Here is a 25,791-nt window from a genome sequence, read left to right as displayed (position 1 = left end):
GTTGTTTTACTCAACAGTTACAGACTTCGCCAGGTTTCGTGGCTGGTCCACATTACAGCCGCGCATAACGGCAATGTGGTACGAAAGCAACTGTAGTGGGATAACGGAAAGCAACGGCGTCAGCGGCTCTTCCGTATCTGGTATTTCAATAGTATAGTCCGCCATTTCGCTAATGGTTTTTTCACCTTCAGTGACGACGGCGATAACCATGCCTTTACGGGCTTTCACTTCCTGAATGTTGCTGACTACCTTGTCGTAGGCACTCCGGTTGGTTGCAATCACAATGACCGGCATTTCCTCGTCGATCAGAGCAATAGGGCCATGCTTCATTTCTGCTGCCGGATAGCCTTCTGCGTGGATGTAGGAAATTTCCTTAAGCTTAAGGGCGCCTTCCAGTGCAACGGGGAAGTTGAAACCTCTGCCGAGGTAAAGGGCGTTTTGGCGATCTTTTATTTCTTTTGCAATATACTTAATTTGCTCTTCACACTGTAATGCCCGCTCAATTTTTGCAGGAATATTGTGCAATTCGCTGATTAATTTATGGAAATAGGAGTTGGGGATACGCCCTCTTTTGTAGCCCAGGCTGATGGCCATCATCGTCAATAACGCCACCTGCCCTGTGAAGGCTTTGGTGGAGGCCACCCCGATTTCCGGCCCGGCGTGGATGTAGGAACCGGCATCGGTCAGGCGGGCGATGGAAGAGCCAACAGCATTCACCACCCCATAAAGCATCGCACCTTTGTCTTTGGCCAGCTCCAGAGCGGCCAGGGTATCTGCAGTTTCTCCAGACTGAGAAAGGGCAATCACCACGTCGCCTTCCTGAATGATAGGGTTGCGGTAGCGCAGCTCAGAAGCATACTCTACCTCCACGGGTATACGGGCAAGGTCCTCAAAGAGATACTCTCCAATCAGCCCGGCATGCCAGGACGTACCACAGGCGGCAATAATGAAGCGCTTCGCGTTGGAGATGGTTTTTTCGTATTCATCAACCCCGCCCAGCTTGACGTAAGGGGCTTCCAGGCTCAGCCGCCCGCGCATACAATCAGCAAGGGTTTGAGGCTGCTGATGGATCTCCTTTAGCATGAAGTGTTCGTATCCACCTTTTTCCAGTTCTTCCACCTGCATGTCAAACTCCTGAATGAAAGGAGTCTGCACTTTGTTGTGAATATTTTTGATCTGCAGGTCCCCATTGCGGTGTACCACGGCAATCTCTTCATCATTCATGTAAATGATCCGCTTGGTGTGCCCGGCGAGCGGTGCTGCGTCCGAAGCGAGGAAGTATTCATCATCGCCAACGCCGATAACAAGGGGGCTGGCTTTTCGGGCGGCGACGAGCTTGTCGGGGTGTTCCCGGTCCATCAGCACAATCGCATAGGCGCCTACCACACGATCCAGCGCCAGGCGTACCGCCTCTTCGAGTGGCAGATTGCCATGGTCCTGTATCTCTTCTATGAGGTGCACCAGCACCTCCGTATCGGTTTGGCTCTCAAAAACATGCCCTTCTTTTTGCAGTGCTGTCTTCAGAGAGCCGTAGTTTTCAATAATTCCGTTGTGGACCATCACCAGCCGGCCGTTCCCGGATCGGTGTGGGTGGGCATTGATATCGGTAGGCTCGCCGTGGGTAGCCCAGCGGGTATGGCCCAGGCCGACTGTACTGCTGTGGTCTTGCCCCTCAATGAAGGCTTCTAATTCTGCAACTTTGCCTTTGCGCTTGAAGACTTTCAGGTCGCCGTTCAATACCGCAATGCCGGCACTGTCGTACCCGCGGTACTCCAGCAGTTTCAGGCCGTTAATGAGAAGGGGGCTTGCCTGGCGGGGCCCAATGTAAGCAACAATTCCGCACATAGCTCTTTGGGTTTAAAGTTGTACAATGATTATGATGTGTTGGGGTACAGGCAGCTACTGATTGGTCTTCCGGAGAATTGTACCCTGGTAAAAAAATCAGTAGTATAGCCGCATACTTATTTTGAGCGTCGCTCGGTACTCCTAACGTAAAGCCCGGGGAACGCACTTTGGGTTCATTTCATTAATGGCTTTATCAACCATGAACAGCCTTGGAATTTAATGGGATTAGGATTCAATATGGTGCGAGTGTTGTTCTGGTAAAGCAGAAAACCAACTTGCTGTTCAGTGCTTTACCGAAGCTTTGTTTGTTCCCGAAACAGGCGCGGGTCCGCAAAGTACAAACTTTTGAGGATTCCCGCATCACTTCTGATAAGATATTCCATTTTACAATGTTACAACCGTGTGAAAGTAACGCTCAGTGTGACAGGAAATTGTGGGTGGTTTCCTCCGTAGAATAGCACCCGTTCTGCTACTTCTGATCGCTTCGTATCGGTAAGGTCGTTGTTTTCAATGGGTATGAGGTAAAACTCATCGGACATCCTGCCTTCCAATACCTCCTGCAGGTAAGTGGAAATGGCCATTCGGTATCGGATGGCGCCCTTGGATTCGATAAATTCCGGAACACCTCCAAAACCGGAGGCAAAGGGTATCTGGGCGTTATCTGCAACAATCATATCTGAAATAAACACTTCCTCCCCTACGTCATTTTCTGCTTTCACCGCTATTTGCCTTGCAAGGGGGTAGTTAGCGGTGTCGAGGCTTTCTCCTCTGGCAACGTAAAAGTCAAGGAAGGCTTGGTTGATGGCAACATTCTCAAATACGCTGAGGTCAGGAAGCTTAATCTTTGAGCGTAAACCGGCCATGCCCTGAACAAAGAGCAGGCTGTCATTCTCCTCTCCGTTTTCGAGGAGCGCCACGGCGTCAGTATCTTCGTAGTTGTGCTCAAAAGTGGCGAATTGAACGATCGGATCAAGCTGGTCGTTCTCGAAAAACAGCTGATAATCACGGGGAGAATCGGTGCTGTCCCGGTAATAAATATGAACTCCTGCCCGAATAGACTGCAGCGTAAAAGCGAGCATGCCGGCGGTTGGCAGGGTGGGCTCCAGCTGAAAGCCCGGGAAGCGTTCCAGAAAGCGGTTGCTTTCATTGAACACGGTCGTATCCGCCAGATAAAAGCTGATCAGGGAGTCTGCCCAAACGGTAGGCAGCGGGACGCGAAGATGCGGAAAGCTAACCGTGTCGGCTTCTGCCGGCTCTGCCAGCGAATTATTATCCAGGTAGTTTGTATAAGGTATACTATCGAGCGTGGCGACGAATTCAATTTCCGCCAGGGGTGCACTGGCAATGCCCGCTTCGTGATCAGAGAAGTACTCCAGGTCCTCGTTAAAAACCTCGGTCAGCTCTGTAACCCGTATCCCGAAGGTTTCGCCTTCCGTCTTCCCGTAGAAGCCACCACGTGTGTAAGGCAGGATCAGGACAACGGAGTCCACGCCGGTGATGTCCGCAAAGTTTGGGTGAAACACAGGGGCACTATTCGTACGTGGAGGCACCAGCTGCACATTGATCGTCGACTTGGCTTGCCCGAACACCGGGTCCCGGAAATCCCCGAACAGAAACCGGTCTGCCTGCAAAACGGGAAAAGGAGAGTAGGTCATAAGCGGGTCGCTGAGTTCGGTAGCGACTTGTAGCGTGAAGGTGTCCGTAAATCCAACTTCTGCCCGGTCTTCATCAAGCAGCCCTCCTCCTACCAGAGTAGGGTCAGAGCAGGCATTGATGAGCATAGTGGCGAGGAGGGCTCCCAGCCCCCAGAATATATTCCGTTTCATAATTCTTTTTTTGCTAAAGCTTGCGCGTAGTGGATAACTCCACCTGTTTTTAACGCCAGACTTACCGGAGCATTTCAATCAATGGGTTAGGTTTGTCTTTCCTGCGCAAAAGTAGTTACCTGAAGGGAAAGAGTAAAAAAAAGATAAGCCCGTTGTATACAGAAGAAAAAATTCAGCCCTGCTAAACCGTTTGGGGAGAGCAGGGCTGAAATTGGTGTTATGGCAAAGTTTTTTGAACTAGCTTTCCTCCACTTCCTCTGTCACGAGGGTTTCGAAGAACTCCTTAATTGGCGCTTCGAAGCCTTCTTCACCCTGATAATCCAGGACGGGCTTGTCGGTATCAGAGAGGGCTTTGCTGACACTATCGTCAATCTGCTCGCTACCCTGAATCAGGGCATCGGCGAAGTTGATCGCGCCGTGGTGAAGGGTTACTCCTTTGCCATTCTGATAGGCGCTAAGGTCATCCTCTGTCAGGTTATTGATAGAGGCTTTAGCCATGAAGGCGTCTGAAAAAGTCTTTTCCGGAGACCCATTGTAGATAGAATATACCACTTTGGCATTCTGGAAAAGTGGCTCATTCTTGTACGCCGTCTTGAGGTATAATGGGATAAGGCTCGTCATCCAGCCATTACAGAAGACTACATCCGGAGCCCAGCCAAACTTCTTGACCGTCTCAATAACGCCTTTGCAGAAAAAGACCATGCGGTCGGGGTTGTCTTCGAATGGTTGGTCATCAGCATCCGTGAAGATGCGTTTGCGCTTGAAGAAGTCTTCGTTGTCCAGGAAGTAAACCTGCATGCGGGCCTCAGGCAATGAGGCTACCTTTATAATCAGTGGATAGTCGTCGTCATCCACAATAATGTTCATTCCAGAAAGGCGAACGACTTCGTGCAGTCTGTGGCGGCGCTCGTTAATCGTGCCAAAACGTGGCATAAGCACCCTGATTTCCATTCCGTTTTCCTGTATATATTGCGGAAGCTTCCGTGCTATATTGGCAATTTCTGACGCAGCGGTATAAGGCTGCATTTCCTGCGAAACAATCAGCACTCTTGTCTTACTCATAAGCGGTAAAAATTTAAAAAAATAACGATGTCACCGAAGGTTCAATGAACAAGTTTGCAAATTTAACAAAAAAATGCTGTTATTGCCGTATTTGTCTGGCTCTTAATGCGCTGTTAACAAAAACGTCTATATTTGCGCCCTGATTGGCCGCCCTATTGGCCGTGCCATTGATTTTTGAACTTTACCTGATGTATTTATTCAAGAAATCAGCGGACTTACAGGCTTTTCTGGCGGACTATCGCTCCAGAAACCGGCAAATTGGCTTTGTTCCTACAATGGGCGCATTGCACAAAGGCCACCTCTCTCTGCTGCACGCTTCCCAAAATACTGCCCACGTTACCGTTTGCAGCATCTTCGTCAACCCCACACAGTTCAACGAATCTGCTGACCTGCAACATTACCCCCGCACGCCGGGCAGAGACATTGATCTGCTGCACAACGCAGGGTGCGACATCTTGTTTATGCCAGAGGTGGAGGAGGTGTACCCCGCGGAATATGAGGTACCGGTGCCGGATGTTGCGCTTGGCCATTTGGCAGAAGTGATGGAAGGCGAGCACCGGCCAGGGCACTTTGAAGGGGTGATGCAGGTGGTGCTGCGGCTGCTCAGTCTGGTACAGCCGGATTTTCTTTTCATGGGGCAAAAGGATTATCAGCAGCTGACCATCATCCGCGAAATGATCCGGCAATTGAGCCTGGAAGTGGAGCTTGTCGGTTGTCCTACCCTTCGGGAGCCCGACGGGCTGGCCATGAGCTCGCGTAACGTACGGCTTTCGCCGGAAGACCGCAGCCGGGCTCTGGCCATCAGCCAGACACTGGCCGAGGCAGGCAGTTGGGCGGCAGCTTTGTCTCCGGGCGAAATACAGGAAAAAGCACTGAATGCCCTTCGTGAAGCGGGCCTGGTACCCGAATATTTTAAGCTGGCTGATGCGGAAAACCTGCAGCTGGTCGATACCTTTGAAGCGGGCCGGGAGGTAATCGCCTGCGTGGCTGCCCGCGCCGGGGATGTGCGCCTGATTGATAACCGGGTGATTTATCCGGGATAGTCTTGGGTCCACCTCAAAAAAGCAGGTGGTGAAGACTCTGGAGTATAAACCTTACGTAATTTTGTATTGTTATTGAGGCGTTTTCAGGGCGAGATAATCTAAATGTGCCTGAAAACTATTACCTGAACAAAATTTCATTCCTTTCGGAATATATCATGCTGATTCAAAGATTCAAATCCAAGATACACCGCGCAACTATCACGCAAGCCGACCTCAACTATGTTGGCAGCATTACAATCGACCTCGACTTAATGGATGCGGCGGGGCTGATTGATGGTGAGAAAGTGCAGGTGGTTAACAATAATAACGGCGAACGCCTGGAAACATATGTCATTGAAGGCGAGCGGGGCTCCGGCGTGATTTGCCTCAACGGCGCAGCCGCCCGGCGGGCGCAGGTGGGCGATACCGTCATCATTATAGCCTACGCATGGATGTCAGAGGAAGAAGCCAAAGCTTATCAGCCGAAGGTCGTCTTCCCGACAGATGATAACCGGTTGCCAGGCTAAGCAAACCTCCCTGGCTCTGCTTCCTGCATCATTTCAAGAATGCGCTCAAACACATCCTCCGGATTGGGTTTGGAGTAGTAGTCGCCATCCGTCCCGTAAGGAGGCCGGTGGTCTGTCGCGGTAATGGTTACCGGCTTGCTGTCCAGCCATCTGTAGCCGCCCTGTTTTTCCAGTACCTGTTGCAGCAGATAGGCAGAAGCGCCACCGGGCACATCTTCATCAAGCACCACCAGGCGGTTGGTCTTTTGAAGAGAGCCAACGGTCAGGTGCTCCAAATCGAAAGGCAACAGGCTTTGGGCGTCTATCAGTTCCACCGAAATCCCTTCTTCTTCCAGTTGGTCACAGGCTGCTTCGGCAACCCTTACACAAGAGCCATATGTGAGCAAAGTGACGTCTTCGCCTTCTCTGAGGATTTCCGGCACCCCAATGGGTACCGTAAAGGTATTGAGGTTGTCTGGTAGCCGTTCTTTTAGCCGGTAGCCATTCAGGCATTCGATAATTAGTCCGGGGTCATCAGACTGTAGCAGTGTGTTGTAAAACCCAGCCGCCTGCACCATATTTCTGGGGACCAGCAGGTGGATGCCCCGCAAGGCGCCCAGCAACACGCTAATTGGAGAGCCAGAGTGCCAAATACCTTCCAGCCGGTGGCCTCGGGTACGTATGATAGCCGGGGCAGCCTGTATGCTGTTGCTGCGGTAGCGGAGTGTGGCGAGGTCATCAGAAAGCGGAGAAAGACCGTAAATCAGATAGTCCAGGTACTGAATTTCCGCAATTGGGCGCAGCCCGCGCATCGCCATGCCCAGGGCATAGCCCATGATGGTCCACTCCCGGATGCCGGTATCAAAGATGCGTTCTGCGCCGTGCTTTTCCTGCAGCCCGGCAAAGCCCTGGTTGACATCGCCGATTTTACCGACATCCTCTCCGAAGGCAAAAAGCTCCGGCCGGCTGTTCATCGCCTGATCGAAGAACTGATTGAGGATTTCATACCCGTTCAGGAGCGGTGCATCGTCGCTGTAAACGGCTGGGTTTACCGGTACCTGCAGGGCTGCACGATCTGTTTGGCTGTAAAGGTGAGTGTGGTAACGCTGCTCCATGGTCTGGTTGACCTCCTCAAGGAAAGCTTGCAGGCGCTGCCGCTCTGGTGTGTCGAGTTGCCGGGTGGCAAAAAGCATTTGCCGGATCAGCTTGACGATATCCGCCCGTACCGGATTGATCAGAGCTTTTAGGGCATCCTCAATGCGGCGGGCACGGTCTGTGCCCGCATCGGTTGCCAGCTGGGCGAAATCAGCCTTTAGGGTTTTCCAAACCTGCTGAATGGGCTCGTTGTATCGTTTCCAGGCCCGGCTACGTGCTTGTTTTACCGCTTTTTGGGCTTTTTGCTCCAGGTCTTCGAGCTCCTGCTCGCTTGCGATGCCTTCCTCCAGCAGCCAGCGCTTAAACTTACGGTTGCAATCGTGTTCGGCTTCCCATTTCAGGCGGGCTTTGGACTTATACCGCTCGTGGGAGCCAGAGGTGGAATGCCCCTGTGGCTGCGTCAGCTCCTCCACGTGAACCAGTGCAGGGCGGTGGTTAAGGCGGGCTTGGGCAGCGCTTTGTTCATAGGCCTCGCACAAAGCCGGATAGTCCCAGCCTTTGACCTTGTAGATACCAATACCGTTGGTGCCTGATGAGGCTTCCATACCAGCCATGGCTTCACTGATGCTGTCTTTGGTCGTCTGTACTTCCCGGGGTACGGAAATGCCATAGCCATCATCCGCTACCGTCGTTACCAGTGGCAATTGATGGACCCCCGCGGCATTCATGGTTTCCCAAAAAGCACCTTCAGAAGTCGAGGCATCTCCAATACAGCAAAAGACCACCTCCTGCCCGTTATCGGAGAAATTTTCTGCTTTCAGGTCCGGCCGGTCTCTGTACTTTTTGGAAGCCATGGCCAGGCCGATCCCACGGGCCATCTGCCCGGCAGTTGTGGAAATATCGGAACTGAGGTTGTAGCGCTCCCGGTGATTGAGCCAGTCGCCTTCAGGTGTGATCAGCGGAGTGGCATGGTGGTTATTCATCTGACGGCCGCCGGAAAAGGGGTCGTTGTCGGCGTCTGCATAGAGTTGTGCAAACAAGTCCTCAGGGGTGGCCAGCTCGAGCGCCAGCAATAAAGTATGCCCCCGGTAATAGTCTGATCTGAAATCCCCTTTTCGAAACGCCTTGGCCATAGCCACCTGAAAAAGCTCTTTGCCGTCATCGGAAACGCCGAATTTAGCCTTCCCGGTGAGTACTTCCCGCCTTATCGTCAGGCTAACCTCACGGCTGAGGCAGCAGATGTAATAATCTTGCAGCGCCTCCTCGGGCGCTATAGGGAGAACATCTTGTTGAACAGTCGTTTTTTTCAAAATACTCGGCGTCGCTTGATTCAAAAATGTACCGGCATCACGGTGGTCAGCCGACCGGCGATTGGGTATAATTAGATGGGGTTCAATACCTTGCGGGGTGCAAATATACGACTATATTCCCGAATATGGTTGTGGTGGGCTGCCAATGCCTGAATCTGACAGGCTGTTGGGGAGGCTTGGAAATCGGAAGTGGCAAAAGGAATGATGGGGCGGATTGCTGGTTCTCCAAAATAAAATGCTTAACTTTATGCCAACGCGATATTAATCACGTTCGCCTGTCAGCATCAAAAATAATCTCAAAGCGTATTGCTTTGGTGGATTTTCCAAATTAGCATTTCATCTTTACTTATTTTATTACGCCCGGTTATTAAGAAAACTGTGGTGCCCTGAGTGCTGCAGGTTCTGCAACTTGTTTATTGGATTAGTATGAAAAAACAATTAGGCGGTCTTCCGTATGGAAGCCGCCTTTTGTTTTGCGCCGGTAGTTCAGTCGTTTTCTCATTTTACACCTCCGGCAAAGGATGCAACCGCTGCGCCTCAATTGATGCGGGCAATTGTCTGTTCGGGCTGTAGCCAATCAGAAAACCGCCGCCGCCGGCACCACAGAGTTTCAGGTAAAACTGATGGGATTGCAGCCCCTCTTCCCAAACTGGCCGGAAGAGCTCTGGAATAAAGTCCCTGAGCAGGTTGAGCTGGGCTGTCGCGATTTGAAACAAGGCGCGTTCGAGCTGGGCTGTATTTTGTTCCAGATAGGCATGGGTGGCAGCGGTGGTTGGCGTAGCCAGTTGGCGCAGTGCCTGTTCCCGGAAATGATCAGACCCACACTTGGCTTTGAATTGCTGAACCAGGGGCCCTGTTCGCCGGCTAATCCCTGTATCTATAAGGAAAAACAGGCCGCTGTCTCCGGAGCTTTGGGCTACAGAGACCGGCCGGATAGTATTTTGCTCAATTAGCAGGGGGTGCTGCAGATAGCAGATCAGGGGGTCTGCCCCGGAGCTTTCCCCGTGGAAGTAGCTCTCCAGTTGTGCCAGCTGTTGCTGCAGCGTAGAAAGGGCGGTGGTATTGTCTTTTGCGATTGCCGGATTAGCATAGCGTTCATAAACAGCTGCGCAAAGTGCGCCAGAGCTGCCGGCACCATATCCCACCGGGATGTTGGAATGGAAGTACAGGCCAGATTTTACCTCCTGAAGGAACCGTTGAGTGTCAAGGGGAGCCAATAGTCGCCCCTCCTGATCCAGGAAATAGAGGTGCGCTGCAAAAGGTAACAGGTCGTGGCTCGGTGGGGCAGAACCGGTTGCCCATTCTCCAAAAAGGTGGGGTAGGGGCAGTGCCAGAGCCGTGCTGCCCAGCAAGACGGTGTATTCACCAAAAAGGAGCAGTTTTCCGGGCGTACGGGCGGTACTCATGCAATCAGCCGTGGTGTTTCCGTAAAGAATTTTTCTTTCCATTCTTCCGGGCAGATCAGGTAGCCAAGGTTGGGTTTGGGAGGCGGCTTCCCAAATTCTACCGGCTGCCGGTTGAGGTAACTGTGGCTGTACCCTAGCTCTTCAACAATAACTTTCTCTCCGCTTAAGTCCCAGTAAGGGATTCGGGGGGACAGGAATATATTAACGTCAAGTTCGCCCTTCGCCATCATGAGGGTACGCCGGGCATCTGTCCGGAGTATCCGGTCGTCATCAGCGCCCAGTTTGCGGTAAAGGTTGTTGTAACGTTCGCCCCGGTAGCGCAATGGATGTGCGAAAGTAAGGGCTTCGACCGGCTTAGGAGCAGGAGGGGTGATCCGTTGTGGTGCGGCTCCTCCTTCTTCAATATAGGCCCCTTGTCCCTTAATTGCGTAAATCAGCGTGTCAATCCGGGGATAATAAACCAGGCCTACGCACAGCCCATGCTCGGGATGATAGTAGGCTGATTGATGCGAAAACCCTTTTTTAAGGTCTATGTAGTAGCTCGTGCCGTCAAGCTCATCGGCTATAATGTAAGGCCTGCTGCGGTCGATCGCCGACTTGGGAGACTCTTCGCTGTATAGCTCGATCCCATTGAGTTCTGCTTCCACCTGAGCCTGCAGTAGCTTAGAGATGGCCAGGTCTACATCCGTTACCCTTGAATGGTCGGGCTTCTCGTAGACTTTGTATTGCCCGTCAATCCGTTCCATCATTATAGATCCGGCTTCCCGGGCGATCCGCTTAAGAAAATTGAGGACGTGTGTTGCGTTCATAGCTCAAAGATACCGCCAAAAAAAAGAAGTTTGCAAATCTGAGTATTCGATAGCACAAACCTGGGGCTCCTATTGTTAATATTTTGCACGTTTACGAGGGTGTTATCTTTGTTTTGGTAATTATTTGAGCGATTTTAGGGGTTGGTGAAGCTGGAGTAGTAGTTAATTACCAAAAAAAATAGCTTAAAGGTCAAAATGCCCTTTTGAAGTGATAAAAAGTGAAAAAATTTGGAATTCCCGAAAATTTCATTCATATAAAAGTGGTCCCGGAGAAGCCCGGTGAACTGAAATCATTGAAATCATAAAACCCTTAAATATTTATGGCTAACTGTTTTGCACTCATGGGCTGGAGCCTGCCCGTGATTGAGAGTGTACAAAAATCTGGTCTCCCTTACGTTGTTGTTTCATTTCCTGAATTTGGCGCTTATGCCAAAGAGCATAATATCCCGTTTGTCGGATACAAACTGGATGAGTTTGGTTCGCATTCCAATTCTCTGGAATTAGTAGAATTGCTCAAGCCTTTCAATGCTGATGTAGCAGTACCCCTTTATGAAGAAACTGTGGAATGGGCAGGAGCACTGAACTCGATCTATCGTGATGACCCCCGCGTACTCAACCGGGCCTTCCTTTTTCGAAATAAGGCAATGATGAAACGTAAGGCGCTGCTGGGCGGCCTGAAGGTAGGGCTGTTCGAAGAGGTCTATGACAGAGAGCATGTCCATAAGTTCCTTGATCGCCTCAATGAAGCAGAACTGCAGTTGCCCGGCGAGGAAGATGCCTGGTTCCACGCCAAACCATTTGCAGCAGCGGGTACGGTTGGGCATCACTTTATCCGGTCCCGTGATGATATAGACCGTAAGATGACGGTTAAGGATTTTCCCTGCCTGGTGGAAAGCCACCTGAGCGGCAAAGAATTTTCCTGTGAAGCTTTTATCCACAAAGGAAAGATCCGCTTTCTCAATATAACAGAATACGTAAAGCTGGGCTATTCCAACTTCATCCCGGCAGGCCCTGAGCTTGAAGCTAAGCGGGAGCTGATTCACAATGAAGTGCAGAAAATGGTGGACATCTTCGGCATAGAGTTCGGAATGGTCCACCCGGAGTGGTTTGTCAGTGATGATGGCAAGACCATTAATTTCGGCGAGGTCGCCTGCCGGATTCCCGGTGGTCATATTTTGGATCTCTGTGGGCAAGCTTATGGCTTCGACGCACTGCTCGCTTTTGTAGTCAGCCACGACCCCAATATGTCGGAGGAGGAACTGGACAAATATTTCCCACCCAAGGGCTATATGCCGGAGAAAAAGTACGGCAACGTCATGGTGTTCCCCAAACCCGGACAAATTTCCCGCTTGGAAATCCCGGAAGAACTATTGGAGGAGCCTTACTATCTCGATAATAACCTTGTAGAACCGCTCGGTCCACAGAAAATCACGGAGCGCAGTGGTTTTGGTAATCACTTTGGTACGGTTAACTTCGCTGGAGAAGACCCCGAACGCATGCGGGAATTGTTGAAACATTATGAAGATGTACCTTTTTACGTATAAATAATATATGGCATTAACCTTAGATCAGTTGGAAGACCGTTTTCTGCATAGCCTGCAAGCTTTTCAGGAAGCACCTTCTTTTAGCAAGGATGACAAGCGGAAACGGCTCATCAGTCAGATCGACTTACTTAGCCGAAATGAAGAGGGAGGGCAACTCCTGTATCACCGGCTTCCCGAGCTGGATGAATCCGGATTTTTTAACGGGACGGTCTGGGAAAATCCTAACAATCTCATACCCGGACTGGTAAGAGGGACACTGCTTGCGGGCTCGCCCACGAGTACGATCGAAATGCTAAACGAATTTCGAATACTCAATATCAGCGAAGGCAGGATCAGCCACCCTGATTTTTCGGCTGAACAGGCAAGGGGCTTCATCTACAGTATGCTTGTGAATACCTTTGAGTTGGCCTTTGAGGATTTTGAGCACGAAGGGTGGAGCGCCCGGTATGCAGATGGAGAGCTGAAAAAGATCAGAATGCTCTTCGGTATAGTCCGGGAGCGGGTCGACCTGCAGCAGATTAAACCTCATTTGCTGGAAAAAATCGAGGTTATTGTAGCGCACCGCCCTGTGGTCGTTACCCGTATTAAGCGGATTTTAAGCGTAATCAGCCGGGAGCTTACACTTGACCTGAGTGAAAAGCAGGACCGCCGGCTGAGCTATTTTATCAACACCCTCTTCGGTCCTACAGAGCTTGCCCGCAAGTATAAATCTCCCGGGCAGTACGAGACCGCCCTGGAAAACCTGGATGCAGATGCCTTGCGGCGGGAGTGTCAGGAAGTGGGCAAAATGATGGTGGATACCGGGCTGGTTTCGGAACATCAGTTGGTGCTGTTGCAATTTGTGCGCAAGTATCATACGGATATGATACCTGAAGTGCTGGCCCTGAACGCTCATGGCCGGGCAGATTACGAGCGGCATCAGGATTTTGTACATCAGGTAATTCAGGATTTTATTGTTCCCGGCAACAAACAAGCGGTGTATGGGCTGGCGAGAGTACTGCAGCGCAACATCTTTTCCCAAAAAACAGCCTGGCATGCCATCAACCGGTTGGTGAAAATCAAGGTGCACCCTGAGGTTGCAAAGCGGCTTGAACAAGGTAACCTGACCCGGTTTGATTTGTCTCCCATACAGTCACTTATCGGGGGGATACTCTGTGTGCTGGGGCTGCCGCTCGGCGTCCGTCAGGGCAACAACCCTACTTGCCAATCTGCAAGAGGCATTAGTATGTGGAGCCGCTACGCACCGGCCAAGCTCATCAATATGATGATTGATGCTGCAACTACCAATAATGTAGTCTTCCGCTACGAAGGTGATCAGATAAAATCGCAGGATGTCACGGAGGGTTTGACCCAGCAGTTCGACTTTCAGCTGGATCCGGTTTCCATTGTTTTGGTCCCGCTGCTGGATAAGGTGTACAACGAAATGATGAAACGCGCCGGGCTAAAGCACTTTGGCAAAGATCCCCATGCGTCGGTAAACCCTGCCTTTTACGGGCATTGGATCCAAACCGGCTTCCGTTCGGTGTACAACCCTGCACTTCATGCCGTGGAAAAGTACGATGAGTTTGTGCGTATTTTCTATGCTTCCTTCCATCCGGATTACAATGGAGGCCACCATCTGATTTATCCGGTGCCTACGGGGATTTTCATTACAGACTCCTCGGCTCAGATGCTGGGCTACCATGCTATTTCGCTGTTGCGCATTGAAACAGCACCCGAATCGGAAGAATGGCGGGCCTACTTCTTCAATCCCAACAGTCAGGGCAAGCAGGACTGGGGACAAGGCATTCAGCCAACAGTTTGGGGCAACGGAGAGCGCCATGGAGAATCTTCGCTCCCGGTAGACGAGTTCGTCTCCCGGGTCTACGCGTTCCATTTTAATGAGTTGCGACTGGAAGATAAACACCAGAAAGTGCCAGCCGGGACAGTTTCAAAAGTTACCAAACTATCAAAGGAAAGCTGGGGGCGAAAGTACCGTTGGATTTAACGAAAAAGAATTATGACAAGAAAGCAAATCGGGCACTTTGAGCCTTTCGTAAGGAACGTGAAGCACACCTCCCGCATTGAGCTCAGTCAGTCCGGGCTAAAGAAGAATATCAACTTTATTCGGAAGAAACTATCTGAGGGCACGCGCCTGTCCTGTGTGGTAAAAGCTAATGCCTACGGGCACGGCATACCGCAAATCGTGACTATGTTGGGCAAGGTTGGTGTTGACCACATTTCTGTGGCCTCAGCTTACGAAGCGGAAGAGGTACTTGAGTTCCGGAAAGCAGGTACAGATATTATGATCATGGGCATTCTGTATGATAATGATATCGAATGGGCCATTGCGCATGATATTGAATTTTATGTGTTCAATTACGAGCGGCTGAAGCTGGTGTTGGAGAAAGCCAAAAAGCTTAATCGCAAGGCCAAAGTGCATATTGAAGTGGAAACGGGCACCAACCGTACCGGCATGACGGAAGAGTATTTCAAGAAAGCAGTTACTTTCCTCAAGCGCAATAACGAATATATTATCTTCCAGGGGTTGTGCACCCATCTTGGAGGCGCCGAGTCTCTGAGCAGTACTTTCCGGACAGAACAACAAAAAGAACGATACAAAAACTATTTGGCAGAATGTAAAAAGCGAAAGTATATGCCAGTAACCCGGCACATCGCCTGCTCTGCTTCTGCTTTGGTAATGCCCGAAACGCACTACGATATGGTTCGGGTTGGTGTGGCAACCTATGGGTTTTGGCCGAGCCCGGATGTTTACTATCAGCACCTGCAGTCCGTGAATAAGATGAAGGATACTCCAATGAGCCGCATCATCACCTGGAAGTCGGATATCATGGATATCAAGCATGTGCCGAAAGGAGACTTCATTGGCTACGGTACGGCTTTTCAGGCTACGCACGATATGGACATCGCTGTCATCCCGGTGGGCTACTGCAATGGTTACCCCCGCGGGCAGTCCAACCGGGGCTATGTGCTGATCAATGGCCGGAAAGCCCGGATCACAGGCCTGATTAATATGAATCTTTTTATGGTGGACATCGGCGACATCCCAAACGTAAATACAGGGGACGAGGTGGTACTGCTGGGCAAGCAGAAGAACAACACCATCAACGTCAGTTCATTTACCAATTATACGCAGTTGCTGAACAATGAGATGCTGAGCCGTTTGCCCACTGCTATTCCCCGAAAAATTGTCCGATAGAAGAATTTATGGAGCAGGAACCTATAGTATTAATCAAGTACGGTGGCAACGCTATGCTCAACGACGAGCTGAAGTCTGCTGTAGTCGCTAGCATTAAAAAATTACAGGAGTCAGGTGCCAGGGTGGTGTTGGTGCACGGTGGCGGTCCGTTTATCAAAAGTATCCTGAAAACGGTGGGTATTGAGTCCGAATTTATCGGCGGCCACCGCAAGACGACACCGGAGGCGCTGAAGTACATTGAGATGGCGCTCAAGGGCGAAGTCAACAGCAGCCTGGTTCATTTGTTAAATAAAGCAGGAATGCGTGCGGTAGGCTTGTCTGGTAAGGACGGGCGAATGGTCACCGCGGTAAAGCGTTACCACGAAGTGACCGAAAACGGGCGGACTGAACGTTTCGACCTCGGTCAGGTCGGGGATGTCACTAAAGTAGACACCCGGCTTTTGGAGACGTTGCTTTCGAATAACTTTGTGCCTGTTGTTACCTGTATTGCTTCCGATGAAGCGGGGCAGGACTACAACGTGAACGCCGACATGTTCGCCGGTGCACTGGCTGGTGCCCTGAAGGCACAGGATTACCTGGTGCTGACGGATGTTGACGGGCTGCTAAGGGATATTGACGACCCGTCTTCGCTCATTCGGCGGCTAACGCTTGAAGAATTGCCTGGGCTTTATGGCAGTGTGATCAAAGGCGGCATGATCCCCAAGTTGGAATCCTGCCAAATTGCTTTGGAGCACGGTGCCCGGCATGCCCGCATTATAAATGGCACGAAGCCAGACACTATCGCTGAAGTCGTGCAATCCGATAACCACTCAATAGGAACAGAAATATGCTTGTAGAGGAACAAACCACAAATGCCACCTTACATCAGGTAGATAAGCAATATTACCTGCCCACTTTTAACCGTATGCCGCTGGCGTTCAGCCGTGGTGAGGGCGCTAAGCTCTGGGACGTGGAAGGCAACGAATACCTTGACGCCCTGGCAGGCATCGCTGTTTGCAATTTGGGGCACTGCCACCCGCACGTCGTGAAGAAGCTGCAGGAGCAGGCGGCCAAGTTGATGCATATTTCTAATTTTTTCGTAAGCGAGCCGCAGGTGGAACTGTCGGAGCAACTAGTGAAGCGGTCAGGTCTGGACCGGGTGTTTTTCTCCAACAGCGGCGCAGAATCAGTGGAAGGCGCTATCAAAATTGCCCGTAAGTATGCCCACTCGAACGGGAGGGGGGGCACCATTATTTCTATGCAAAAGTCCTTCCACGGGCGTACACTAGCTACGATTGCTACCGGGAAAAAGAAAATGCAGAAGGGCTTCGGCCCTATGCCTTCCGGCTTCCAGAAGGTGCCTTTCAATGATATTGAAGCGGTGCGCGCAGCGATTACCGAAGAGGTGGCGGCCATCATCGTAGAGCCTGTACAGGGCGAGGGCGGCATTAATGTAGCCAAGCCTTGCTACCTGCGTGCTTTGCGCGAGCTTTGCGATAAGGAAAACATCGTGCTGATTTTCGATGAGATTCAGTGCGGAGTCGGGCGTACGGGCGAACTTTTTGCCAAGGACCATTATGAAGTACAGCCGGATATTATGACGCTGGCGAAAGGACTGGGCAATGGATTGCCGGTTGGGGCCATCCTGAGCAATGAGAAAGTAAGCAGCACCATCGAATTTGGTGACCACGGAACGACTTTTGGAGGCAACCCTATGGCTTGTGCTGCCGGATTGGCCGTTCTGGAAGCGATGGATCAGGAGGGCATTTTGCAGCAAACCCAGCGCAAAGGTTTTTGGCTGAAGGAAATGCTCGACGACCGCCTGGGTACCCACCCGAAGCTACGTCAGATTCGCGGGCTGGGGCTGATGATTGGCGTGGAGTTCGACTTCCAAACCAAACCGCTCGTGCTGGAAATGCTGAAGCATGGTGTTCTCGCTAATGCCACAGCCGACAACGTGCTGCGCATGGTGCCCCCACTGGTGATTTCCTACGAAGAGCTGGAGCGCCTGGCAGACACCATCGTCACTTGCATCAAAGCACTGGAATCGCGCGGCGAGTTGTAAAACCACCCACAAAAACAATGACACCTACATATAGATGATCAAAACAGCAATAGTTGGCGCTACGGGCTACACCGGGTCTGAGCTTGTGCGTCTGTTGTACAACCACCCGGATGTGGAAATTCAAATGATCACTTCGGAAAGCCGCAAAGGAGAGCCCTTTTCGGCCGTCCACCCACACTTTGAGGGGTTGGTCGATCATGTCCTGCAGCCGGCTTCGGCTGTTCTGGAAGCAGAGCTGGATATGGTATTTCTGGCGCTCCCGCATGGTGTTTCCATGGACTACGTGAAGGGGTACCAATCGGCAAAGTTTAATGTTGTCGACCTGTCCGGGGATTTCCGGCTTTCTTCCCCTGAAGTTTATGAAGCCTGGTATAAAAAAGACCACACTCATCCCAAAGGCTTCGAAGATGCCGTTTATGGGTTGCCTGAACTGCATAGCGCTGCCATTGAAAAATCCTCATTAGTTGCTAACCCCGGCTGCTATCCTACGAGCGCTATTCTGGGGCTCGCACCGCTGATTGATGCAGGTTGGGTGGATCCGGCACATGTGATTGTCGACTCTAAGTCAGGCATAACGGGTGCCGGCATCAAGGCAAAACCTACCACGCATTACTCCAACGTCAGCGATAATTTTAAAGCCTACGGGCTGAAGTCTCATCGCCATACTGTGGAAATACAGGAGCAGCTGTCCGGTCTGCGGCCGGAGCCTCTTCAAGTACAGTTTACACCCCATTTGCTGCCGGTTGACCGGGGTATTCTGTCCACCATTTACACCACCCCCATTCGGGAGGAGGTGAGCGATCAGGCGCTTAGGAAGCTGTACGAAGACTTCTACGCAGATGCTCCTTTTGTGCGTTTGCGCAAAACACCACCTACCCTGAAGGACGTGCGGAGCTCCAACTTCTGCGATATCTTCACGACTTACGACGAGCGTACCAACCGGATCATCACCTTGGCTGCCATCGATAATTTGGTAAAAGGTGCGGCAGGCCAGGCTATGCAGAATATGAATCTGCAATTTGGTCTGCCCGAAACCCGTGGCTTTGTATCCTTGCCACTCAACCCATAAACCCTATATACTGCATGAACACCAACAACAAAATGATAAGAAACCTTACCACGGTCCGGGGCATCAAATGCTGGGGCGCACACATTGGTATCAAGTCGATGCGGCGTGACCTGGCGCTTATTTACTCGGAAGTGCCTGCCAGTGCGGCTTGTACTTTCACTCAGAACGAAGTAGTGGCCGAACCGGTCAAGCTTTCCCGGGAGCACATCAAAAGCGGGAAAGCCCAGCTCATCGTTTGCAATGCCGGCAATGCTAATGCCTGTACCGGCGAGCAGGGCCGCCTGGCAGCTGAAGCCATGGCGCAGTCGGCTGCCGAAGAACTAGGTATCGAAAAAGAGCTGGTCATTGTAGCCTCTACCGGTCTGATCGGTGAGCCTTTCCCAACTGAGGATGTCGTCTCAGGCATTCGCGAGAATATGGCGAAGCTTTCCAATGATGCTAAAGCCGGCTCTTTTGCGGCCAACGCCATCCTGACCACCGACACCTTCGCCAAAGAGGGCTTCATGGATTTCGACCTGAATGGCACCACCATTAATATTGCGGGTATCTCTAAAGGGTCGGGTATGATCCACCCCAATATGGCGACCATGCTCGGCTTTATTGTCTGTGACCTGGCCATCGAGCCTAAGCTGCTGAACAAAGCGGTAAAAGAGTGTGTCGACCTGTCTTTTAATATGATCACGGTAGATGGGGATACCTCTACCAATGACATGGTGGCTGTACTCTGCAACGGCATGGCCGGGAATGAAATGATCAAGTCAGAACAGGATGAAGGGTATCAGCTGTTCCGCAATCGACTGGAGGAAATGATGGTCCACCTCGCGAAGCTGATCATCTCCGATGGGGAAGGGGCGTCCAAGTTCATTGAGTATCAGGTTGTCGGTGCACCCTCTGACAAAGTGGCGCGCACGCTGGTCCGCGAAATTTCGGACTCCACCCTGGTGAAGGCTGCCATGTTCGGGCGTGATCCTAACTGGGGGCGTATTGTTTGTGCGGCGGGCAATGCCGGTGTGTCATTCGACTACGCTAATGTCGATCTGCATCTGGGCGATAATGAGACTTTGATACAGGTACTGGACAAAGGAAAGCCCGCAGACTTCGACCGCAACCACGTCAAGCGGCTGCTTCGGGAGTCTCACCTGCGCATCCGGCTGGATATGAATGCCGGCGACGGGCAGGGCGTTGGCTGGGGAGCTGACCTGACAACGGATTATGTAATGTTCAACTCGGTTTATACAACCTGATTGGTCTGTTACGGAAAGAAATACCGGGCAGGTGTTGAGCATGATCAGCACCTGCCTTTGTACTTTTAGGCCACTTCCTTCAGCTTTTTCTTCAGCGCAAAGAGCTCGTCCCGGAATTGTGCAGCTGAGATGAAATCCAGTTCCTTGGCTGCCTTTTTCATCTTACGCTCGGTATCTTCGATCATCTTTTCCACCTTGTCGCGGCTCATGTACTGTAGCACCGGATCAGCAGCGAGGCTAGGCTCTTCAGGCTCCACATAGGCACGCTTCTGATTGCCCCGGATGTCGAGAATGGACTTCTTGGCCATAATTTCGTCCCGGCTCTTGCGGACGGTCTGTGGGGTGATGCCATGCTCCTCGTTATAAGCTGTCTGTATGGAACGCCGGCGGTTGGTCTCGTCGATGGTGCTTTGCATGGCATCGGTGATCTTGTCGGCGTAGAAGATGACTAGACCATTAGAGTTTCGGGCTGCCCGTCCGGCAGTCTGGGTCAGGGAGCGGTTGTTGCGCAGGAATCCTTCCTTGTCAGCATCGATAATGGCAACAAGAGACACTTCCGGCAAGTCGAGCCCTTCCCGCAGAAGGTTGACCCCAACAAGCACATCAAATTCACCCAGGCGGAGGTCACGCAGGATTTCCACCCGCTCCATCGTGTCCACCTCACTGTGGATGTAGCGGACCTTGATATTCATCTGCTGCAGGTATTTGGTCAGTTCCTCGGCCATTCGCTTGGTGAGGGTGGTGACCAGTACACGCTCCTCCCGTTCGATACGCTTTTGAATTTCTTCCATGAGGTCATCAATCTGATTCATGCTCGGACGCACTTCAATGGGCGGGTCGAGCAGGCCGGTGGGGCGAATGATTTGCTCCACCAGTTCACCTCCGGTTTTTTCCAGCTCGTAGTCGCCCGGCGTCGCACTCACGAAGACGACCTGATTGATGAGGGATTCAAATTCAGAGAAATTCAGCGGGCGGTTGTCCATGGCCGAGGGCAGGCGGAAGCCATTGTCTACCAGGCTCAGCTTTCGGGCGCGGTCGCCTCCGTACATACCCCGGACCTGAGGCACCGTCACGTGGCTCTCATCAATAATCATGAGGTAGTCGTCCGGGAAGTAATCGAGCAGGCAGAAGGGGCGGGTGCCCGGGCGGCGGCCATCAAAGAAACGGGAGTAGTTTTCGACGCCGTTGCAATAGCCCAGTTCCCGGATCATCTCCAGGTCGAAGGTAGTCCGCTCCTTGATGCGCTTGGCTTCGAGGAAGCGGAGTTCGCGCTCAAAGTATTTCTCCTGTTCGTGCAGTTCATCCTCAATGTCCCGGATGATCTGATTCATGCGGTCTTTGGGGGCGATGTACAGGTTGGCAGGGAAAATCGCCGCGGTTTCCATGCCTTCAATCCGCTTGCCGGTTTCAATCTCAATGCGGTCAATGGACTCAATCTCGTCCCCGAAGAAAACTACCCGGTAGCCGAAGTCAACATAGGGCAGGTTGATGTCAACGGTATCGCCCTTCACGCGGAAGGTCGCCCGCCGGAAGTCAGTCTCGGTGCGCGAATACAGGCTGTTCACAAGGCTGTACAGGAAGTTGTTCCGGGAGATTGTCTGTCCCACTTTGATCCGGATAATGCTGCTTTTGTAGTCTTCCGGGTTGCCCATACCATAGATGCAGGACACAGAGGCCACGATGATGATGTCGCGCCGCCCCGACAGGAGCGAGGAGGTCGCCCTGAGCCGCAGCTTATCCACTTCTTCGTTGATGGCAAGGTCTTTCTCAATAAAGGTATCGGTAGTGGAAATGTAGGCTTCCGGCTGATAGTAATCGTAGTAGGAGACAAAGTACTCCACCGCATTATCGGGGAAAAATTCCTTGAATTCACCGTAGAGCTGTGCGGTCAGGGTTTTATTGTGGGTGAGAATAAGGGTCGGGCGGTTCAGGCGGGCAATGGCGTTGGCCATGGTAAAGGTCTTACCGGAGCCGGTTACGCCGAGCAGTACCTGCGCCTGTTCTCCCCCTTCCACACCCTGAATGAGCTGCTCAATGGCCTGTGGCTGATCGCCGGTGGGGCTGAAGGGGGATTGGAGATTGAAGGGCATAGAAAATTGTTATTTATTCTTCTTCCTGCGTTTGTTCCGTAAGCTCCTGTTCCAGTAGAGCTACAAGGTTTTGGATATAGGACTTTGGCAAATTATCTAAGTCTGATTTGTCGAAAAGGTCAAGTAAGTAAACTTCTTGGCTTTCGGTATCTGCTATTCTGCTGTAAAGGAAAGTGATAACTCGCAGGCCGCCACTTTTGCCTTTTCCTTTGCTTTTTACAGCTAGCCTTATCTTGTAAGTGTTTTCGCCAATTTTGATCCCTTTTACAGGGTTCTCCTCCAGCTCTGTAATCAGCCCTAGTAAATCCTTTTTTAATGACCTATATTTTTTGCTCAACCGCTTGGCTGTCTTTTTGAACGTGGAGGTCAGGTAAACTACAACCATCGGGGCAAAGATTAAAGCGCTTCAATAAAAGACCGAGCCTCTTCTTTAGGCACTTCCCCCTTGATCATTTGCGCCACTTCTGCATAGGCCTTTCTCAAAGGAGTGTTTACAGCGCTCATCTTTTCGAGCTTCAGCAAATCTTCTTTTAACTTCAGCCAGTCTTCGAGTTGTATTTTAACGGCAGTTGTTGCACCGGAATCATCCGTTATGTATTCAAGCTCAATATTTTCTAAAGAGGAAACCATATCGATAAGCTTTGAGAAGTGATGAAGATCTAACTATAAATATACAACTTTTCCACACCAAACGTTCCCCCTTACCGCTTACGGGCCACCAAAAGCCCATCACGGATCGGCAGCAGCAGATTGTCCACCCGCTCGTCTTCCTGCAGCGCTACATTAAAGGCGTGCAGCTGCTTCGTGTCGGCATCGGTTTCCCGGAGACCAGTAGCCACTTTGCCACTCCAGAGGACGTTATCGGCAATAATCAGCCCGCCGGATTCCACCCGGTCAATGATGAGGTCATAATAGGCCTGATAGTACTGTTTGCCGGCATCAATGAACACCAGGTCGAAGGTGCCGGGCAGAGTGGGAATGACCTGCATGGCATCCCCAATATGGACTTCTACCTTGTCTTCCAGTCCCGCTTTTTTCAGGTACTTCCGGATAATATACTCCAGCTCCGGATTTGCTTCAATGGTACGCACCCGGCCCTCCTCCACGAGCCCCTGCGCCAGGCAGATCGTGGCGTAGCCGGTGAAAGTGCCAATTTCCAGTACAGACTTTGGTCGCTGCAGTTGGCTGAACAATTTAAGCAGCTGGCCCTGCAGGGCACCGGAAAGCATCTGCGGGGCGAGGGTCCTGAGGTGTGTCTCCCGTTCCAGTTCATACAGCACCGGGTCGGGAGGTGCAGACCATTGCTCGCAGTAGTCGAAAATAGTAGCGTCTAATCGTTGCATACTCGAATCAACGCTTAATTAGGCCAGAGGTTGAAGGGTTAAAGCTGCTTCGTCAGTTCCGCAAGGTCCACCTTCGTCATGAGGTGGAAGTTTTCCCGGAAAATTTTGATGGCAATCGCCAGCAGGATGATGCCAAAAACTTTGCGGAGCACGTTGGCACCGCTCTCGCCCAGCTTTTTGCTGATCCAGTCGCTACTGCGCAATACCAGGAAGACAATCAGAGTATTGAGGACAATGCCCAGGGCAATATCAATTGGGGCGTATTTGGCTTTCAGGGTCAGAATAGTGGTCATGGTACCGGCGCCGGCCAGCAGGGGGAAGGCAATAGGCACAATCGTTCCGGTTTTTTCCTCCAGGTGGTCATCCCGGAACAACGTAATGCCCAGCACCATCTCAATGCCCAGCAAAAAGATGATAATAGAGCCCGCTACGGCAAAGGACTCCACGTCCACGCCAAATAGGCTCAGCAAAGGGCGGCCGGTTAACAGGAATAACAGCATCAGCACCATAGCTATCACGGACGCTTTAGCCGATTCAATCTTCACGCCCCGCTTCTTCATATCGATAATCAGAGGGATGGAACCGATAATATCGATAACAGAAAACAGGATCAGAGATACAGAAATGAGGTCTTTTGGATTAATCATGTCGGATGTTGTGTTCATGGTTTCTCAAAAAAGCGCGCAAAGGTATGCCCGAAATTTTGAAAAAGTAAACCCCGGCAGGATTAATTGTGGGTTAAGATTTTCGCTGATTTAAAAGAGCAGCAGATGCAAGTCAAACAGCTTCACAATAGCCAGTAAAACCACGGCTACCAGCAGGCGGTGCGCCCATACATTAGCCTGAGGGTAGGTCGCTGCGTAGTGTGCAGTAAAAAAGCCCCCAATCGTTTGCCCCACCGCCATGAGCAGCCCCACTTTCCAGTCGATGAGCCCCTGCCATTGGAAGATCAGGATGACGAGAAAGGTGTAAGCGCCCACGACAAAGACCTTAACGGCATTAGCATCAACCAGGCTGTACCGTGCATACAACACCATCACGGCCAGAAAAAAAACACCCATGCCCATCTGAATGAAGCCGCCGTAGAATCCCAGCGCGAGGTAGAGTGGTACAGCAATCCAGGGGTTGGTCTGTTTGCTCAGGTCAGATTCCCGCAGCCAGCGTTTTGGCTTTACGAGAATAACGATAAGCATGAGAATCATCAGGAAACGGAAGACGCTGCGGAAGGCTTCATTGCTCACATTCACGGCCACCGCTACGCCCCCTATTGCTCCAATAATGGTAAACAGGATTGGCCAGCGGCTGCGCAATAGGTCGAGTTTCCCACCCCTGAAAAAGGCATAGGAGCCCGCTGCACTCTGTGTAAAGATGCCCACGCGGTTGGTGCCATTGGCAAGATTGCCAGGCAGCCCCAGCAGCTCAGTCAGAATGGTGAGCGTAATAGCTGAGCCATTGCCCGCCAGCGTGTTGATGCTGCCAGCCAGAGCACTGCCAAAAAAAACGATAAGGAGGTGTTGCCATGAAATATCCATAGCTGCCAAAGGTAGCGGTTTCCGGCTTAGGGCTTCTCGAAAAATCAGTTTTCGAATTGGGTTTTGCTTTGGGGAGGCACAAAACCAACCATCGTACGGGTGGGGACTTCTTAATGTAAAAGCTACCAGAGCAATTGATCCCGATAATTATCTGGATTGGCCCACTACTTATCGAAGGTAGGCTCTGAGTAAATCCATTTCCACACGCAGATCATGGCTTGGATGATGCTGTACGTAGCGCAGCAAGCCCACGTCCTGCGCAAAGAAAAGCGTATCGTAACGGATCTCGGGGTTATCTCCGTCAGGCGTATACAGAGCCACTTCCATTGAGTAGGCCCGGGTGGCATAAGTGCCATAGGCCGTGGTCAATACCGGCCCCTCATCAATGCTGCCGGTTGCAGATTGTGCGTTTTCAGGAAGTAGGCTGTGGGGCACGCTGAAGTTGCTCTTGTTGATTTGAGTGGAGAAGTAAAGCTGGCCGGAGGTGTCTACGGCTTCAGGGCCGGAAACCCGGAGAACGGACTCGAAAGCCGCGCCCAGACGGGTGCCTTTTTGCACGTGGTAGAGTGCCCGGTCAATGAAGGTATCGGAGGCGACATGAATACTGTCCAGTTTGGAAAGCGAAAGGGTGTCACCGGTTTGTAAATTGATGTTCCGGCTTTGATAAACCCATGCATTGCCCGGGCTAAGCTGCAAGTACTGATTAGCAGGTACAGATGGCGGTAGCGTTGGTAACGGCTCAGGCAGTGGCGCATCTTTGCTGCATGCCCAGAAAGCCATCAAAAGCAACATTATAGGGGCGCGGTTGAATATCATAGGTCGTTTTCTCGATAATCGGTTCCTTT

Annotated in this window: 22 protein-coding genes; 9 read left to right on the top strand and 13 right to left on the bottom strand. The window is 51.5% G+C overall.

The genetic code is table 11. The annotated features are described in order from the left end of the window. Positions 1-6: 6 nt before the first annotated feature. The 3 genes from glmS to ACO08I_RS14055 all read right to left on the bottom strand — a co-directional run bounded on the left by glmS (position 7) and on the right by ACO08I_RS14055 (position 4,733). Positions 7-1,845 carry a glutamine--fructose-6-phosphate transaminase (isomerizing) gene (gene glmS / locus ACO08I_RS14065; protein ID WP_282777774.1) on the bottom strand — a complete coding sequence of 613 codons (1,839 nt, stop codon included), beginning with the start codon at positions 1,843-1,845 and terminating at the stop codon, positions 7-9. Positions 1,846-2,237: 392 nt separating this feature from the next. Next, positions 2,238-3,671, bottom strand: a complete 1,434-nt coding sequence (locus ACO08I_RS14060) for a DUF4270 family protein (RefSeq protein ID WP_282777773.1) — start codon at positions 3,669-3,671, stop codon at positions 2,238-2,240. 237 nt (positions 3,672-3,908) lie between these two features. Then, positions 3,909-4,733, bottom strand: coding sequence for a glycogen/starch synthase (locus ACO08I_RS14055; RefSeq protein ID WP_282777771.1), 825 nt, complete (start codon positions 4,731-4,733; stop codon positions 3,909-3,911). A 188-nt stretch (positions 4,734-4,921) separates the two neighbouring features. Between ACO08I_RS14055 and panC the strand changes: the two genes are divergently transcribed. Then, a complete protein-coding gene (gene panC, locus ACO08I_RS14050) occupies positions 4,922-5,776 on the top strand; it encodes a pantoate--beta-alanine ligase (RefSeq protein ID WP_421949630.1) in 855 nt (284 codons plus the stop codon). A gap of 155 nt (positions 5,777-5,931) precedes the next feature. Further along, positions 5,932-6,282, top strand: a complete 351-nt coding sequence (gene panD / locus ACO08I_RS14045; protein ID WP_044217325.1) for an aspartate 1-decarboxylase — start codon at positions 5,932-5,934, stop codon at positions 6,280-6,282. Here the strand turns inward: panD and ACO08I_RS14040 are convergent. The 3 genes from ACO08I_RS14040 to ACO08I_RS14030 all read right to left on the bottom strand — a co-directional run bounded on the left by ACO08I_RS14040 (position 6,279) and on the right by ACO08I_RS14030 (position 10,881). Then, positions 6,279-8,666 (bottom strand): thiamine pyrophosphate-dependent enzyme, encoded by a 2,388-nt coding sequence (locus ACO08I_RS14040; protein ID WP_282777766.1) that lies wholly within the window; start codon positions 8,664-8,666, stop codon positions 6,279-6,281. The two genes, panD and ACO08I_RS14040, sit on opposite strands and share 4 nt — an antisense overlap. Positions 8,667-9,169: 503 nt before the next feature. Further along, positions 9,170-10,072, bottom strand: a complete 903-nt coding sequence (locus ACO08I_RS14035) for a mevalonate kinase family protein (protein ID WP_421949629.1) — start codon at positions 10,070-10,072, stop codon at positions 9,170-9,172. Beyond that, positions 10,069-10,881, bottom strand: a complete 813-nt coding sequence (locus ACO08I_RS14030; protein WP_044217101.1) for an inositol monophosphatase family protein — start codon at positions 10,879-10,881, stop codon at positions 10,069-10,071. Before ACO08I_RS14030 ends, ACO08I_RS14035 begins: the two co-directional genes overlap by 4 nt. Before the next feature lie 320 nt (positions 10,882-11,201). On the opposite strand from ACO08I_RS14030, the gene ACO08I_RS14025 reads away from it, so the two are divergent. Genes ACO08I_RS14025 through argJ form a run of 7 tightly spaced genes read left to right on the top strand, consistent with a single transcriptional unit; the run spans position 11,202 to position 19,981 of the window. Then, positions 11,202-12,425, top strand: coding sequence for an ATP-grasp domain-containing protein (locus ACO08I_RS14025; RefSeq protein WP_282777761.1), 1,224 nt, complete (start codon positions 11,202-11,204; stop codon positions 12,423-12,425). Between the two features lie 7 nt (positions 12,426-12,432). Beyond that, positions 12,433-14,412: a hypothetical protein gene (locus ACO08I_RS14020; protein ID WP_421949628.1), complete on the top strand. Its 1,980-nt coding sequence runs from the start codon at positions 12,433-12,435 to the stop codon at positions 14,410-14,412. 12 nt (positions 14,413-14,424) lie between these two features. After that, a complete protein-coding gene (alr, locus tag ACO08I_RS14015; RefSeq protein ID WP_421949627.1) occupies positions 14,425-15,624 on the top strand; it encodes an alanine racemase in 1,200 nt (399 codons plus the stop codon). Between the two features lie 8 nt (positions 15,625-15,632). Continuing rightward, positions 15,633-16,460: an acetylglutamate kinase gene (argB, locus tag ACO08I_RS14010; RefSeq protein WP_421949626.1), complete on the top strand. Its 828-nt coding sequence runs from the start codon at positions 15,633-15,635 to the stop codon at positions 16,458-16,460. Beyond that, on the top strand, positions 16,451-17,668 hold the full coding sequence (locus tag ACO08I_RS14005; RefSeq protein ID WP_282777756.1) for an aspartate aminotransferase family protein: 1,218 nt from the start codon (positions 16,451-16,453) through the stop codon (positions 17,666-17,668). The genes argB and ACO08I_RS14005 overlap by 10 nt, the downstream gene beginning before the upstream one ends. A gap of 34 nt (positions 17,669-17,702) precedes the next feature. After that, the gene (argC, locus tag ACO08I_RS14000; RefSeq protein WP_421949625.1) at positions 17,703-18,737 is read left to right on the top strand and encodes an N-acetyl-gamma-glutamyl-phosphate reductase; all 1,035 of its coding nucleotides are present in this window, start codon (positions 17,703-17,705) and stop codon (positions 18,735-18,737) included. Positions 18,738-18,769: 32 nt separating this feature from the next. Continuing rightward, positions 18,770-19,981, top strand: coding sequence for a bifunctional glutamate N-acetyltransferase/amino-acid acetyltransferase ArgJ (gene argJ, locus ACO08I_RS13995; protein ID WP_345894623.1), 1,212 nt, complete (start codon positions 18,770-18,772; stop codon positions 19,979-19,981). 65 nt (positions 19,982-20,046) lie between these two features. Here the strand turns inward: argJ and uvrB are convergent, their stop codons facing one another. The 7 genes from uvrB to ACO08I_RS13960 form a co-directional block, all read right to left on the bottom strand. Beyond that, entirely contained in the window at positions 20,047-22,071 is a 2,025-nt protein-coding gene (gene uvrB / locus ACO08I_RS13990; protein ID WP_044217086.1) for an excinuclease ABC subunit UvrB, read from the bottom strand. A 13-nt stretch (positions 22,072-22,084) separates the two neighbouring features. Beyond that, a complete protein-coding gene (locus tag ACO08I_RS13985) occupies positions 22,085-22,456 on the bottom strand; it encodes a hypothetical protein (RefSeq protein ID WP_044217083.1) in 372 nt (123 codons plus the stop codon). An 11-nt stretch (positions 22,457-22,467) separates the two neighbouring features. After that, entirely contained in the window at positions 22,468-22,701 is a 234-nt protein-coding gene (locus ACO08I_RS13980) for a hypothetical protein (protein ID WP_044217080.1), read from the bottom strand. A 71-nt stretch (positions 22,702-22,772) separates the two neighbouring features. Next, positions 22,773-23,414: an O-methyltransferase gene (locus ACO08I_RS13975; protein WP_044217078.1), complete on the bottom strand. Its 642-nt coding sequence runs from the start codon at positions 23,412-23,414 to the stop codon at positions 22,773-22,775. A 38-nt stretch (positions 23,415-23,452) separates the two neighbouring features. Further along, positions 23,453-24,079, bottom strand: a complete 627-nt coding sequence (locus ACO08I_RS13970; RefSeq protein WP_238578230.1) for a MarC family protein — start codon at positions 24,077-24,079, stop codon at positions 23,453-23,455. Positions 24,080-24,169: 90 nt separating this feature from the next. Beyond that, positions 24,170-24,946: a sulfite exporter TauE/SafE family protein gene (locus tag ACO08I_RS13965; protein WP_044217074.1), complete on the bottom strand. Its 777-nt coding sequence runs from the start codon at positions 24,944-24,946 to the stop codon at positions 24,170-24,172. Positions 24,947-25,114: 168 nt separating this feature from the next. Beyond that, a complete protein-coding gene (locus tag ACO08I_RS13960; protein WP_282777744.1) occupies positions 25,115-25,762 on the bottom strand; it encodes a hypothetical protein in 648 nt (215 codons plus the stop codon). Positions 25,763-25,791: the final 29 nt, after the last annotated feature.

Source organism: Phaeodactylibacter xiamenensis (assembly GCF_965229835.1).
GTDB lineage: Bacteria > Bacteroidota > Bacteroidia > Chitinophagales > Saprospiraceae > Phaeodactylibacter > Phaeodactylibacter xiamenensis.
The sequence above is the reverse complement of the archived record's forward strand: the minus strand, read 5'-3'. Positions and strand labels throughout refer to the sequence as shown.

What these genes read in the sequence shown, in the direction of transcription:
- ACO08I_RS13985 (WP_044217083.1), bottom strand. Translation starts at nt 22,456, where the DNA reads ATGGTTGTAGTTTACCTGACCTCCACGTTCAAAAAGACAGCCAAGCGG.
- ACO08I_RS14025 (WP_282777761.1), top strand. Translation starts at nt 11,202, where the DNA reads ATGGCTAACTGTTTTGCACTCATGGGCTGGAGCCTGCCCGTGATTGAG.
- ACO08I_RS13975 (WP_044217078.1), bottom strand. Translation starts at nt 23,414, where the DNA reads ATGCAACGATTAGACGCTACTATTTTCGACTACTGCGAGCAATGGTCT.
- ACO08I_RS14055 (WP_282777771.1), bottom strand. Translation starts at nt 4,733, where the DNA reads ATGAGTAAGACAAGAGTGCTGATTGTTTCGCAGGAAATGCAGCCTTAT.
- ACO08I_RS14020 (WP_421949628.1), top strand. Translation starts at nt 12,433, where the DNA reads ATGGCATTAACCTTAGATCAGTTGGAAGACCGTTTTCTGCATAGCCTG.
- argC (WP_421949625.1), top strand. Translation starts at nt 17,703, where the DNA reads ATGATCAAAACAGCAATAGTTGGCGCTACGGGCTACACCGGGTCTGAG.
- ACO08I_RS14060 (WP_282777773.1), bottom strand. Translation starts at nt 3,671, where the DNA reads ATGAAACGGAATATATTCTGGGGGCTGGGAGCCCTCCTCGCCACTATG.
- ACO08I_RS13980 (WP_044217080.1), bottom strand. Translation starts at nt 22,701, where the DNA reads ATGGTTTCCTCTTTAGAAAATATTGAGCTTGAATACATAACGGATGAT.
- argJ (WP_345894623.1), top strand. Translation starts at nt 18,770, where the DNA reads ATGATAAGAAACCTTACCACGGTCCGGGGCATCAAATGCTGGGGCGCA.
- alr (WP_421949627.1), top strand. Translation starts at nt 14,425, where the DNA reads ATGACAAGAAAGCAAATCGGGCACTTTGAGCCTTTCGTAAGGAACGTG.
- ACO08I_RS14030 (WP_044217101.1), bottom strand. Translation starts at nt 10,881, where the DNA reads ATGAACGCAACACACGTCCTCAATTTTCTTAAGCGGATCGCCCGGGAA.
- ACO08I_RS13970 (WP_238578230.1), bottom strand. Translation starts at nt 24,079, where the DNA reads ATGAACACAACATCCGACATGATTAATCCAAAAGACCTCATTTCTGTA.
- ACO08I_RS14035 (WP_421949629.1), bottom strand. Translation starts at nt 10,072, where the DNA reads ATGAGTACCGCCCGTACGCCCGGAAAACTGCTCCTTTTTGGTGAATAC.
- ACO08I_RS14005 (WP_282777756.1), top strand. Translation starts at nt 16,451, where the DNA reads ATGCTTGTAGAGGAACAAACCACAAATGCCACCTTACATCAGGTAGAT.
- panC (WP_421949630.1), top strand. Translation starts at nt 4,922, where the DNA reads ATGTATTTATTCAAGAAATCAGCGGACTTACAGGCTTTTCTGGCGGAC.
- argB (WP_421949626.1), top strand. Translation starts at nt 15,633, where the DNA reads ATGGAGCAGGAACCTATAGTATTAATCAAGTACGGTGGCAACGCTATG.
- ACO08I_RS13960 (WP_282777744.1), bottom strand. Translation starts at nt 25,762, where the DNA reads ATGATATTCAACCGCGCCCCTATAATGTTGCTTTTGATGGCTTTCTGG.
- glmS (WP_282777774.1), bottom strand. Translation starts at nt 1,845, where the DNA reads ATGTGCGGAATTGTTGCTTACATTGGGCCCCGCCAGGCAAGCCCCCTT.
- uvrB (WP_044217086.1), bottom strand. Translation starts at nt 22,071, where the DNA reads ATGCCCTTCAATCTCCAATCCCCCTTCAGCCCCACCGGCGATCAGCCA.
- ACO08I_RS13965 (WP_044217074.1), bottom strand. Translation starts at nt 24,946, where the DNA reads ATGGATATTTCATGGCAACACCTCCTTATCGTTTTTTTTGGCAGTGCT.
- panD (WP_044217325.1), top strand. Translation starts at nt 5,932, where the DNA reads ATGCTGATTCAAAGATTCAAATCCAAGATACACCGCGCAACTATCACG.